Below are 12,141 nucleotides of genomic sequence, written 5' to 3' on the forward strand. Positions count from 1 at the left end.
GCGTCTTCGCGCCTATCACGGGGCCTTGAGCCCGCTCAGAAAGGATGCCCCAAGGCGATGTCCCGGAAGCTGTTCATCAAATCCTATGGCTGCCAGATGAACGTCTATGACGGGCAGCGCATGGCCGATGTGCTGGCGCCCGAAGGCTTCGTCGAGACCGCCCGGCAGGAGGATGCGGATCTCGTCATCCTCAACACCTGCCACATCCGCGAGAAGGCCGTCGACAAGGTCTATTCCGAGCTTGGCCGCGTGCGCGAGGTCAAGGACGCTCGCGCCGAGCTTGGCCTTGGCACGCGCATCGTCGTCGCCGGCTGCGTGGCGCAGGCGGAAGGCGCGGAGATCCAGCGGCGCCAGACGGCGGTGGATCTCGTGGTGGGCCCGCAGAGCTATCATCGCCTGCCGGCCCTGCTCGCCGAAGCCGCATCCCGGCGCGTGGTCGACACCGAGTTTCCGGTCGAGGACAAGTTCTCCGTGCTGCCGGCGCCGGACTTGGCCCGCACCCGCTCGCGAGGGGTCACCGCCTTCCTCACGGTGCAGGAAGGCTGCGACAAGTTCTGCGCCTTCTGCGTCGTGCCCTATACGCGCGGCGCGGAGGTCTCGCGGCCGGTCGCGCGCATTCTTGACGAGGCGTCTGCCCTCGCGGCGGCCGGCGTGCGTGAACTCACCGTCATCGGGCAGAACGTCAATGCCTATCATGGCGAAGGCCCCGACGGGCGCGTGTGGCCGCTCTGGCGGCTCCTCGAGCGGCTGGCCGGGATCCCGGGCGTCGCCAGGCTGCGTTACACCACAAGCCATCCCAACGACATGGACGAGGGCCTGGTCGCGGCGCATCGCGACCTGCCGGCCTTGATGCCGTATCTGCATCTTCCCGTGCAGTCGGGCTCCGACCGCGTGCTCGCGGCGATGAACCGCAAGCACACCGCCGACGCCTACCGCCGCGTGATCGACAAGGTGAAGCAGGCACGCGGCGACATCGCGCTGTCATCCGATTTCATCGTGGGCTTCCCCGGCGAGACGGACGCCGACTTCGAGGACACGATGCGGTTGATCGACGATGTGCGCTTCGCCTCGAGCTTTTCCTTCAAGTACTCGGTCAGGCCCGGCACGCCGGCGGCCGAATCCGGCGACCAGGTGCCCGAGGCGGTCAAGACCGAGCGGCTCGCCCGCCTGCAGGCGCGCGTCGAGGAGCACAGGCAGGAATTCAACGCCGCGATGATCGGCCGCCAGACCGAGATCCTGCTCGAGCGCAAGGGCCGCCAGCCGGGTCAGCTCACAGGAAAGACCCCCTGGCTCCAGACCGTGCAGATTGACGGCGAAGGCTGTCATCCGGGCGACATGGTGGCGGTGGAGATTGTGGCCAGGTCCACAAATTCGCTGTTCGGCCAGCCCGTTTCGCCCGCCGGACAGCCGTGCGAAGCTGACGCAGTGCCGGCGTGATTCGCCCCGCGCGCGGCTGAGGAACAAAGCTATCCAGGAACGGTTGCAACGCTTTCGATGCTTGGCTCAGGAGAACAGCACGCTTGGCACGGTCTGATCTGTCGCCCAACAAGGGCTTGATCCGCCCCTCGGTTTCCCCCTCTCCCGCTCCGGTGCGGGAAACTGCCGAGGTTTCGCTGACCTTCGAGGATAATCGCCTCGCCGGCGTCGTCTTCGGTCAATACGACCAGAACCTGGCCCATCTCGAACGGCGCCTCCAGCTCGTCGCCCACGCCAATGGCAACCATGTCCTGCTGAAGGGACCTCCCGACACCGCCGAACAGGGGCGCCGCGTGCTCCAGGCGCTCTATGCGCGCGCCCGGCATGGCGCGGCGATCAGCCCCGGCGATGTCGATGGCGCGATCGAGGAGAGCGCCCAGCAGCGCTCGCTCTTTCCGGCGCCGAACACGGCCAATGGCCTGTCCTTCGATGCGGTCGTCACGCGCAAGCGCGGCCCGGTCCGGGCACGCTCCGTGGCGCAGGACGCTTATCTGCGCGCCATGAAGCGCAACGAACTGGTCTTCGCCGAAGGTCCTGCCGGCACGGGCAAGACCTGGCTTGCCGTGGGCCATGCCGTGTCCCTGATCGAGCAGGGCGTGGTGGAGCGCATGATCCTGTCGCGCCCCGCAGTCGAGGCCGGCGAGCGCATCGGCTTCCTGCCCGGCGACATGCGCGAGAAGGTCGACCCCTATCTGCGGCCGATCTACGACGCGCTCTATGATTTCATGGAGGCGCGCAATGTCGAGCGGGCCCTGCAGACCGGCATGATCGAGATAGCGCCGCTGGCATTCATGCGCGGGCGCACGCTCACCAACGCCGTGGTGCTGCTCGACGAGGCGCAGAACACCACGACCATGCAGATGAAGATGTTCCTCACCCGCCTCGGCGAAGGCTCGCGCATGATCGTCACGGGCGACCCGACGCAGATTGACCTGCCGCCCCAGCAGAAATCCGGCCTGGTCGAGGCCGTGCGCCTGCTCTCCGGCGTCGAGGGCATCGGCCATGTCACCTTCCGCGAGGGCGACGTGGTGCGCCACGATCTCGTGCGCAAGATCGTCAAGGCCTATGAGGACGCCGCGCGCGAGGCCGTGGTGGCGCCGTCTCCCGACAGGGGAGCGCCGCGTTGAGCGAGGGCCCTGCGGCAGACATCGCCATCGAGAGCGCTGGCTGGGCGGCTGTTCCGGATGCGGAGGCGCTGGTCCTCGCTGCCATCGAGGCCAGCGCCGCCCAGGCGGGGATCGCGCTGCGCACGGGCGCGGAGGTCAGCGTGCTGCTCACAGACGATGCCCAGGTGCGCGAACTCAACCGCCTGTGGCGCAAGAAGGACAAGCCGACCAACGTCCTGTCCTTTCCTGCGGCGGCTCGGGACAGGATTGCCTCCGCCCCCATGCTGGGCGACATCGTGATCGCCTTCGAGACCGTGAACGCCGAGGCCGCCGAAGAAGACAAGCCGCTGCCGCATCACCTCACCCACCTGGTGGTGCACGGTTTCCTGCACCTGCTCGGCCACGACCATGACACCGACGCCGACGCCGAGGCGATGGAGGATCTGGAGCGGCGCATCCTCGCCTTGCTTGCGATTCCTGATCCTTATGCCGATAAATCTTGACGAGGCGGGCCAGATCGGGCCATTCCACACCCCGCCATGACCGACGACAGTCGAACCAGCGACCGCCCATCGCCCTCACAGGCCGGCGTGATCGCCCGCCTCCTTGGAGCCCTCAAGCTCAGGGGCGGCCCCACCCTTCGCGACGAGATCGAGGGAGCCCTCGCGCAGAACGGGCGCGACTCGGAGCTGTCGCCCCAGGAACGCGCGATGCTCTCCAATGTGCTGAGCCTGCGCACCAAGCGTGTCGAGGACGTGATGATCCCCCGCGCCGACATCGTGGCCGCGCCGGCGGACATCTCGCTGGGCGATCTTCTGGGCCAGTTCCGCACCGCAGGCCATTCGCGCCTGCCGGTTTATGGCGAGTCGCTCGATGATCCGCGCGGCATGGTCCATATCCGCGATTTCATCGACTTCATCGCCGCCCGGGCCGAGGCCAGCCGCAAGCGCCGCCGCAAGGCAGGAGCCGGCGAAGGCGCCAGCCTCGATCTGGGCGCTGTCGATTTGTCCGCCACGCTGGCCAGCGCGCGCATCCTCAGGCCCGTGCTCTACGTGCCCGCCTCGATGCCGGCCGTTGACCTTCTGGTGCGCATGCAGGCGACCCGGACCCACATGGCGCTGGTCATCGATGAGTATGGCGGCACCGACGGTCTTGTCTCGATCGAGGATCTCGTCGAGATCGTTGTCGGCGACATAGAGGACGAGCACGACGAGGCGGAAAGCGCGGGATTCACCCGCCTCGCCGACGGACGTATCGCTGCCGACGCCCGTGCGCCGCTGGAGGACATGTCCGAGGCGCTGGGCGTCGATCTGGTTTCGGCCCGGCAGGCCGAGGATGTCGACACGCTCGGAGGCCTGATCGTCAGCATCGCAGGGCGGGTTCCCGCCCGGGGCGAACTGATCAAGGGTCCTGACGGCCTCGAATTCGAGATCCTGGATGCCGATCCGCGCCGCATCAAGCGCGTCAGGATCCATCGGCCAAGCGCCGTGGCCATCTCGGGCAATGGCGCCTCGCCAGATGCGCCCGACCGGAGCGGGTGATGCTCTTTCGCCTTGCCGAAGCGGTGATGCTGAGCTGGGGCTGGCGGCGCAGGCTGATCGCCCTGGCCTGCGGCGCAGCCGGCGCGCTCACGCTCGCGCCGTTCGGCCTGTGGCCGCTTCTGGTCATCCCCTTCTCTGCGGCGGTCTGGCTGCTCGATGGCGTCGCTTCGCCCTCGCGGCTGCGAAGGCTCGGCCATGCCATGCTTGATGGCTGGTTCTGGGGCCTGGGCTATTTCCTCTCCGGGCTGTGGTGGCTCGGCTCGGCCTTCCTCGTCGAGGCCGACCGCTTTTTGTGGGCGATGCCGATGGGCGTGCTGGGTCTGCCCATGGTCCTCGCCATGTTCCCGGCTTTCGGCTTTGTGCTGGCGCAGCTGCTGTGGCGCCCTGGCCTTGGCCGCATCGGCGCGCTGGCGGGCGCGCTCGGGCTCAGCGAATTCGCGCGGGGGGCGCTGTTCACCGGCTTTCCCTGGAATGCCTATGGCCAGGCGCTGGCCGAGAACCTCTATCTGGCGCAGACCGCCTCGATGATCGGCCTGCACGGGCTGACCGTGCTCGCGGTGGCGCTGGCGGCGACCCCGGCGGTGCTCGTGACGGCAGGGCCGGGCGCGCGCCGCTGGCTGGCCGGCGCCTGTGCCGTCGCGCTGCTCGCGGGCATGGGGCTTTTCGGCTGGCAGCGCATCCCGGCCGCGCAGAGCCCGCTCGTGACCGGGGTCAAGCTGCGGATCATGCAGCCGAACCTGCCGCAGGATGACAAGTTCCGGCCCGAGAAGGGGCGCGAGATCCTCGAGGGCTATCTGGCGCTCTCCGATCGTGCGACCACGCCGCGCACGCTCGGGCTTCAGGATGTCACCCATCTGATCTGGCCCGAATCGGCCTTTCCCTTCCTGTTGGGGCAGTCTCCCCAGGCGCTGGCGATGATCACCGCCGCGCTGCCACCGAACGTCACGCTCGTCACCGGCGCGGCGCGGGCTGGTGCGGTCCTGCCGGGCGAAGCCCAGCCGCCGATCTACAATTCCATCCAGGTGATCACCCGCACGGGCGGCATCGTGGCCGCTTATGACAAGCGCCATCTGGTGCCGTTCGGCGAGTATCTCCCCGCCCCGTTCCAGAGCCTGCTGCATGGGCTGGGGCTCACCGCCTTCGTGGCGATTCCCGGCGGCTTCACCGCTGCCCCGGCGCGCGCGACGCTTGAGATACCGGGCCTGCCCCCCGTTGTGGCCAGCATCTGCTACGAGGCCATCTTTCCCGGCGCGGTGATGCCCGAGGCCGGTGGTGACGCTCTGGCCGCACCCCGGCTCATGCTCAATGTCACCAACGATGCCTGGTTCGGCGTGACTCCGGGTCCCTACCAGCACGCCCAGCAGGCGAGGCTGCGGACCATCGAGGAAGGTCTGCCGATGATCCGCGCCGCCAACAATGGAATATCCAGCGTTGTCGATGCCTACGGCCGCGTAATCGGCAGCCTCCCCCTTGGTATTGACGGGGTTCTGGACACTGGACTTCCGGTGGCAATCGGCCCTACAACCTTTTCGCGAGTTGGCAACCTGATTGCCGGCCTGATGATCGGATTTTGCCTGGCAGTCGCGGCGGCTGCCAGGGTGCGACGCCGGGCTCATGAGCATTGAATGAGGAAGGTCGCTGGGGCGAAGGAGCCCGCGGCCGGGGAAGAGGTTTTGCGCTGATCATGTCCGTGCCGCCGAAGAAAATACCGAACCCGATCGACAAGCATGTCGGCGCCCGCGTCAGGATGCGGCGTCTTCTGGTGTCCATGAGCCAGGAACGGCTTGGCGAGGCGCTCGGCATCACCTTCCAGCAGATCCAGAAATACGAGAAGGGCGCCAACCGCATCGGCGCCAGCCGCCTGCAGCAGATCGCCAAGATCCTTGGCGTTCCGGTCGAGTTCTTCTTCGACGGCTCCCCCTCAGGCGAGATCGGCGCGGCGGCCGGATTCGGCGACATGCCGCAGCCGAGCTTCGTCTCCGATTTCATGGCCACATCCGAAGGCGTCCAGCTGACCCGCGCCTTCGTCAAGATCGCCGATCCCCAGGTGCGAAGGCGTCTGATCGATCTGGTCGAAACCCTGGCCTCCAGCCAGCCGGCCAGACCTTGATCGCGGTCCTGGCCAGTTGTCCAGCAGGACCCGATGGCCAAGGCCATGTTCGCCATGACGAACGAACGTCCGTTTTTTCAGCCGACGCGCTTGACGAAACGCCCTCTTGCTGGCAGAAGCGCGCGCCGTTGTGCCCTGTGCGCAACAAGTTGACCCCCGCCCATCACCCTTTCCCACCATCAGCCCAGAGGACGCGCCGTGGCCCGCTCGAGCTATCTTTTCACCAGTGAGTCGGTCTCCGAAGGCCACCCGGACAAGGTGTGCGACCGGATCTCCGACGAGGTCGTGGACCTGTTCTTCCGCGAGGCTGCCAAGGCCGGCATGGATGCCAGCCAGGTGCGCGTGGCCTGCGAGACGCTCGCCACCACCAACCGCGTCGTGATCGCCGGCGAAGTCCGCACCTCGCTCGACGAGAAGGCGATGAAGTCGAAGGTCAAGAGCGCCGCCCGCAAGGCGATCCGCGCCATTGGCTACGAGCAGGATGGCTTCCACTGGAAGAAGGCGAAGATCGACGTGTTGCTGCATCCGCAGTCCGCGCACATCGCGCAGGGCGTCGATGCCTCGGGCAACAAGGATGAGGGCGCCGGCGACCAGGGCATCATGTTCGGCTATGCCTGTCGCGAGACGCCGGAGCTCATGCCCGCCCCGATCTTTTACGCCCACAAGATTCTCGAGGTTCTGTCGGCCCTCCGACACAAGGGCGAGCGCGGCTGTGAAAAGCTCGGCCCCGATGCCAAGAGCCAGGTGACCGTGCGCTACGAGGACGGCAAGGCCGTGGGCGTGACGCAGATCGTGCTGTCGACCCAGCATCTCGACGCCAGGCTCAGCTCGAAGGATGTGCAGAAGATCGTCGAGCCGATCATCCGCGAGACCCTGCCCGAGGGCTGGATCACCAAGGACACCATCTGGCACGTCAATCCCACCGGCGCCTTCGTGATCGGCGGACCGGATGGCGACGCCGGCCTCACGGGCCGCAAGATCATCGTCGACACCTATGGCGGCGCGGCCCCCCATGGCGGCGGCGCCTTCTCGGGCAAGGATCCCACGAAGGTGGACCGCTCCGCCGCCTATGCCGCGCGCTATCTCGCCAAGAACGTCGTGGCCGCCGGCCTCGCCGACCGCTGCACCATCCAGGTCTCCTACGCGATCGGCGTGTCCAGGCCGCTCTCTGTCTATGTGGACCTGCACGGCACCGCCAGGGGCAAGGTCACCGAGGCCATGCTCGAGAAGGTGCTGCCCGAGATCATGGATCTGTCGCCCCGCGGCATCCGCAATCATCTCGGCCTCAACAAGCCGATCTATGCGCGCACCGCCGCCTATGGCCATTTCGGCCGCAAGGCGACGCGCGACGGGGGCTTCTCGTGGGAGCGCACCGATCTCGCCAGGACCCTGAAGGCCGCCATCGCCGGATGACGGCGAAGCGCGAGCCCGGCCCCGAAAGCCCGCGCGCCCGGCGCCGGGATGGTCCCGACGGCGCCGATGCGGCGTCGGGCGCCTTTTTCGGACGGCGCAAGGCCAAGAAGCTGCGCGGCGGACAGGCTGACCTGTTCGCCACCTTGCTGCCGCAGCTGACCTTGCCGACGCCTCTGCCCGAAAGGCTTGAGGCTTTGTTTGCGCAGCCGGTGCGCGAGGTGCGCCTCGAGATCGGCTTCGGCGGCGGCGAGCATCTTCTCGCTGCGGCGCGGGCCCAGCCGGAGGTCGGCTTCATCGGCTGCGAGCCGTTCATCAACGGCATGGCCAAGATCCTGGCCGCGATCGCGCGCGAGGGCATCGGCAATGTCAGGCTCTGGCCAGACGATGCCGCGCCGCTTCTGGAGCGGCTGCCGGCGGCCTCGCTCGCCTGCATCGATCTGTTCTATCCCGATCCCTGGCCCAAACGCAGGCAACGCAAGCGTCGCTTCGTGTCAGCGACCACGCTGGCTCATCTGGCGCGCGCCTTGCGCCCCGGCGGCCAGTTCCGCTTCGCCACCGACATCGACGATTACGCCGGCTGGACGCTGGCTCATCTCTCGCGTGAGCCGCAGCTGCGCTGGACGGCCCGTGCCGCCAGCGACTGGCTCACGCCCTTCGAGGGATGGGTGCGCACGCGCTATGAGGCGAAGGCGCTGGCGGCCGGCCGCCAGCCGTCCTACCTGCATTTCGTCCGGGCCGGAGGCCGAGGGGGCGTTCCAGCCCCCGGCCATCTCAGCCCTGCGCCGCGATCCTGGCCGCGTTCTGATCCTTGACGCGCAGGAACTGCAACACGCGCTGGGCGGTGGAGATGGCCAGATTCTCGAAATTGCTGTGCGCGCGGCCAATCAGATGCGGCATCTGCTCGGAAGCGGGGCGAAGCCCGATGAGCGCCTGCACGGTGGGCCAGGACCAGCCCATCGCTTTGCCGATCACCAGGCAGGCGTCGCGATCTGAGCCGCAAAGGGCCTGCTCTGCCGCCGTCACCGAAATGCCGGCCAGCGTCGCGATGGCGCACAGCGCTTCCTCGGACTGGCCCTTGCCGGCGAAGGCCACCAGAGCGGCCTCGTCGAGGCGCTTGCTGTCCGACAGCGCCCGAATTGTCTCCATCGCTGCAGCCCGGGCGGCCGGATCATGCGTCAGCCCGGGCGCCGTCTCGGGCGCAGGCGGCTTGCGGCTCATCAGCGCGGCCGGCGCCGTCTTGTTCATCAGCTTGCGGCGCGCGCTTTCGCGGGCGGCGTTGGAGAGGTTGACCATCAGGTCCGTCGGAATGTCGTAGCGCGCGCCAAGCGCCACCTGCAGCGCATCGTCCGAATAGGCCCGCGTCACCAGCAGGCCCATGCCGCGGCCCGAGAAGCGCGCCGTCTCGTTGTTGACAAGCGCATGGGAGATCACGCGGTCGCCCTTGACCACGAGATAGTCCGTCACGTTCTCGGTGAGGTGCGGCCGTTCTGTGATCGCGAGCATGTGGTCCCGGCCCTTGGTGGATGCCACGGCAACCAGATCATGCTCGGTCAGAATCGGCGAGCGCGTCAGCACCGGGCGCGCCACCACGATCTCGTCGAGCGCCAGCTGTCGCACCACGCCGTGCGGCGCCCTCGCGAGGTCCGCCAGCCTGTCCGCCAGCGCCACGCGGCTCTGCAGGGACGTTCCGGCGGCCAGACGGCCGATCACCACGTCGAAGACGCTGATCTGATCGTCGGAATACTCCTCCAGCCGCGTGGCCAGCATATCCGTCACGCGAGCGATGGTCAGATTCTTCTGTTCTTCCGAGCGTGACGCAAGAGCGCTGTCGAGATGAGCCAGTATGGCGCTGACGGTGGTCATGGGGAGACGGCGAACCCTTCTGGAGTTGTCGTCATTCTAACGGCCATCCGTCACCGATCGGTTAGCGGCGAGCCCCTGTTATGAAGCCTTGGCCGGAATTCCGCGCCAGCGCCGGCCTGGCCGGCAGGAGCGCAGCGAGCTTGCTTGAAAAGCTGCGCGACTTGGCCTATAGAGCCTCAAAGCTCTGGTTCAGGCTCATGGCCACGATCAAGAGCGGGTCCGAAACGACCCGCTCTTTTTTGTTGCCGCGAGCAGGCCGCGGGCCCGAGGCTTCGGCCTCGGCGTGCGGGGCTTACCTGGACGCAATCGCAGGAAACACTGTTGCCGGCCATGGACGAACAGGACAAGCGCCTCATTGTGGAAAGCGGCGTCGCCGCGCGCGTCGCCGGTGTCGTCGAGCCCGTCATCGAGCAGCTCGGCTACAGGCTGGTGCGCGTGCGCGTCACTGGCCAGAACGGCTGCACGGTCCAGATCATGGCCGAGCGTCCCGACGGCTCCATGGGCGTTGACGATTGCGAGGCCGTGAGCCGCGCCGTGTCGCCAGCCCTCGATGTCGAGGAGCCGATCACCGCTGCGTACCATCTCGAGCTTTCGTCGCCGGGCATCGACAGGCCGCTGGTCCGCCCGTCGGATTTCGCGCGTTGGGCCGGCTTCGACACCAAGGTCGAGATGGAGGTCCCGGCCCATGGCCGCAAGCGCTATCGCGGCATCCTGCGCGGCGTGAACGGGGTCCAGGCCCTGCTGGAATTGCCCGACGCGCCGGTCGGGGTCGATCCCAGTGTGTCGCTGCCCATCGCCGACATGGCGGAGGCGCGGCTGATCCTGAGCGACGCGCTGATCGCCGAATCGCTCAAGCGCGGCAAAAGCGGGCTCGAGCCCGCGATGCCCGAGCCCGAAGCCGTGGAGCGCCGCAAGGCCGATGTCCGGCTCAAGGCCAACCGCCTCAAGGGCGGCAAACCCGATACGAAGGCGCGTCGCCAGGCGGCGTCCGCCACTCAAGACACATCATCTTCCGAGGAGAACTGAGCCATGGTCGTCAGCGCCAATCGCCTTGAGCTGTTGCAGATCGCCGACGCGGTCGCCCGCGAGAAGTCCATCGACCGCCAGATCGTGGTCGGCGCGATGGAGGATGCCATCGCCAAGGCCGCCCGCTCGCGCTACGGCGCTGAAACCGACGTCCATGCCGAGATCCACCCCAAGACGGGCGAGCTGCGCCTGTCGCGCCACCTTCAGGTGGTCGAGCAGGTGGAGAACGACGCCACGCAGATCTCGCTGACCGAGGCGCGCCGCAAGAACCCCGCCGCCGAGCCGGGCGACGTGATCTCCGATCCGCTGCCGCCCTTCGATTTCGGCCGCATCGCCGCGCAATCCGCCAAGCAGGTCATCGTCCAGAAGGTGCGCGAGGCCGAGCGCGACCATCAGTATGACGAATACAAGGACCGCATCGGCGACATCATCAACGGCGTGGTCAAGCGCGTCGAATATGGCAACGTCTTCGTCGATCTGGGCCGCGGCGAAGGCATCGTCCGCCGCGACGAGCTGATCCCGCGCGAGACCTTCAAGGTCGGCGACCGCATCCGCGCCTATGTCTATGACGTGCGCCGCGAGCAGCGCGGACCGCAGATCTTCCTGTCACGCACCCATCCGCAGTTCATGGCCAAGCTGTTCGGCCAGGAAGTGCCGGAAATCTACGACGGCATCGTGGAGATCAAGGCCGTCGCGCGTGATCCGGGCTCCCGCGCCAAGATCGCCGTCATCAGCCGGGATTCGTCCATCGATCCGGTCGGCGCCTGCGTCGGCATGCGCGGCAGCCGCGTCCAGGCGGTGGTCGGCGAGCTTCAGGGCGAGAAGGTCGACATCATTCCCTGGAGCCAGGACATCGCAACCTTCATCGTCAACGCCCTGCAGCCGGCCGAGGTCGCCAAGGTCGTGCTCGACGAGGAAGCCGACAAGATCGAGGTTGTGGTTCCCGACGAGCAGCTCTCGCTCGCCATCGGCCGCCGCGGCCAGAATGTGCGCCTCGCCTCGCAGCTCACGGGCTGGAACATCGACATCCTGACGGAAGCCGAGGAATCGGAGCGCCGCCAGAAGGAGTTCGTCACGCGCACCGAGCTGTTCATGTCGGCCATGAACGTGGACGAGGTGGTCGGCCAGCTCCTCGCTTCGGAAGGCTTCCGCACGGTGGAGGAAGTCGCCTATGTCGACCTGTCCGAGCTTGCCGGCATCCAGGGCTTCGACGAGGACACCGCCTCCGAGATCCAGAACCGCGCGCTGAGCTACCTCGCCGAGCGCGAGGCCGAGTTCGACGCCCGCCGCCGCGAGCTTGGCGTGCTTGACGAACTGCGCGAGATCGATGGCGTCACCACCGCCATGATGGTGGCGCTGGGCGAGAACGAGGTGAGGTCGGTCGAGGACCTGGCCGGCTGCGCCACCGATGACCTTGTGGGCTACACCGAGCGCAAGCAGGGCGAGACCATGCGTTACCCGGGCTTCCTCGACAGCTTCGGCCTGTCGCGCGACGAGGCCGAGGCCGTCATCATGGCGGCCCGTGTCAAGGCCGGCTGGATCGAGGCGCCGGCGCATGACGACGGCGTGTCCGAGAACGCGGAAGCCTGAGCGGACCGGGCCGGGG

11 protein-coding genes are annotated in these 12,141 nt (G+C 67.7%); 10 read left to right on the plus strand and 1 reads right to left on the minus strand.

Features of this window, described 5'->3' with window-relative positions:
- Nucleotides 1-57 precede the first annotated feature (57 nt).
- The 8 genes from miaB to trmB all read left to right on the plus strand — a co-directional run bounded on the left by miaB (nt 58) and on the right by trmB (nt 8,458).
- Nucleotides 58-1,437, plus strand: a complete 1,380-nt coding sequence (gene miaB, locus HEQ16_02525; GenBank protein MCO4052931.1) for a tRNA (N6-isopentenyl adenosine(37)-C2)-methylthiotransferase MiaB — start codon at nt 58-60, stop codon at nt 1,435-1,437.
- Nucleotides 1,438-1,520: 83 nt separating this feature from the next.
- On the plus strand, nt 1,521-2,603 hold the full coding sequence (locus HEQ16_02530; protein ID MCO4052932.1) for a PhoH family protein: 1,083 nt from the start codon (nt 1,521-1,523) through the stop codon (nt 2,601-2,603).
- Complete coding sequence (ybeY, locus tag HEQ16_02535; protein ID MCO4052933.1) at nt 2,600-3,085, plus strand: rRNA maturation RNase YbeY; 486 nt, start codon at nt 2,600-2,602, stop codon at nt 3,083-3,085. The genes HEQ16_02530 and ybeY overlap by 4 nt, the downstream gene beginning before the upstream one ends.
- A gap of 36 nt (nt 3,086-3,121) precedes the next feature.
- Nucleotides 3,122-4,123, plus strand: coding sequence for an HlyC/CorC family transporter (locus tag HEQ16_02540; GenBank protein MCO4052934.1), 1,002 nt, complete (start codon nt 3,122-3,124; stop codon nt 4,121-4,123).
- Complete coding sequence (lnt, locus tag HEQ16_02545) at nt 4,123-5,748, plus strand: apolipoprotein N-acyltransferase (protein MCO4052935.1); 1,626 nt, start codon at nt 4,123-4,125, stop codon at nt 5,746-5,748. Before HEQ16_02540 ends, lnt begins: the two co-directional genes overlap by 1 nt.
- 59 nt (nt 5,749-5,807) lie before the next feature.
- Nucleotides 5,808-6,233 (plus strand): helix-turn-helix transcriptional regulator, encoded by a 426-nt coding sequence (locus HEQ16_02550; protein MCO4052936.1) that lies wholly within the window; start codon nt 5,808-5,810, stop codon nt 6,231-6,233.
- Nucleotides 6,234-6,431: 198 nt separating this feature from the next.
- On the plus strand, nt 6,432-7,646 hold the full coding sequence (locus HEQ16_02555) for a methionine adenosyltransferase (protein MCO4052937.1): 1,215 nt from the start codon (nt 6,432-6,434) through the stop codon (nt 7,644-7,646).
- Nucleotides 7,643-8,458: a tRNA (guanosine(46)-N7)-methyltransferase TrmB gene (gene trmB / locus HEQ16_02560; protein MCO4052938.1), complete on the plus strand. Its 816-nt coding sequence runs from the start codon at nt 7,643-7,645 to the stop codon at nt 8,456-8,458. The genes HEQ16_02555 and trmB overlap by 4 nt, the downstream gene beginning before the upstream one ends.
- Here trmB and HEQ16_02565 read toward each other — a convergent pair.
- Nucleotides 8,418-9,509: a DUF2336 domain-containing protein gene (locus tag HEQ16_02565; protein ID MCO4052939.1), complete on the minus strand. Its 1,092-nt coding sequence runs from the start codon at nt 9,507-9,509 to the stop codon at nt 8,418-8,420. The two genes, trmB and HEQ16_02565, sit on opposite strands and share 41 nt — an antisense overlap.
- 330 nt (nt 9,510-9,839) lie before the next feature.
- Between HEQ16_02565 and rimP the strand changes: the two genes are divergently transcribed.
- Together rimP and nusA are read left to right on the plus strand one after the other, a co-directional pair.
- Entirely contained in the window at nt 9,840-10,535 is a 696-nt protein-coding gene (gene rimP, locus HEQ16_02570) for a ribosome maturation factor RimP (GenBank protein MCO4052940.1), read from the plus strand.
- 3 nt (nt 10,536-10,538) lie between these two features.
- The gene (gene nusA / locus HEQ16_02575; protein ID MCO4052941.1) at nt 10,539-12,125 is read left to right on the plus strand and encodes a transcription termination/antitermination protein NusA; all 1,587 of its coding nucleotides are present in this window, start codon (nt 10,539-10,541) and stop codon (nt 12,123-12,125) included.
- Nucleotides 12,126-12,141 lie beyond the last annotated feature (16 nt).

The sequence above is a fragment of the Bosea sp. (in: a-proteobacteria) genome, from assembly GCA_023910605.1.
Classification (GTDB): Bacteria; Pseudomonadota; Alphaproteobacteria; order Rhizobiales; family Beijerinckiaceae; genus Allobosea.

Bases quoted from the DNA above. Each gene is read 5' to 3' on its own strand.
- lnt (MCO4052935.1), top strand. From the start codon at position 4,123: ATGCTCTTTCGCCTTGCCGAAGCGGTGATGCTGAGCTGGGGCTGGCGG.
- HEQ16_02550 (MCO4052936.1), top strand. From the start codon at position 5,808: ATGTCCGTGCCGCCGAAGAAAATACCGAACCCGATCGACAAGCATGTC.
- nusA (MCO4052941.1), top strand. From the start codon at position 10,539: ATGGTCGTCAGCGCCAATCGCCTTGAGCTGTTGCAGATCGCCGACGCG.
- miaB (MCO4052931.1), top strand. From the start codon at position 58: ATGTCCCGGAAGCTGTTCATCAAATCCTATGGCTGCCAGATGAACGTC.
- trmB (MCO4052938.1), top strand. From the start codon at position 7,643: ATGACGGCGAAGCGCGAGCCCGGCCCCGAAAGCCCGCGCGCCCGGCGC.
- HEQ16_02540 (MCO4052934.1), top strand. From the start codon at position 3,122: ATGACCGACGACAGTCGAACCAGCGACCGCCCATCGCCCTCACAGGCC.
- HEQ16_02565 (MCO4052939.1), bottom strand. From the start codon at position 9,509: ATGACCACCGTCAGCGCCATACTGGCTCATCTCGACAGCGCTCTTGCG.
- rimP (MCO4052940.1), top strand. From the start codon at position 9,840: ATGGACGAACAGGACAAGCGCCTCATTGTGGAAAGCGGCGTCGCCGCG.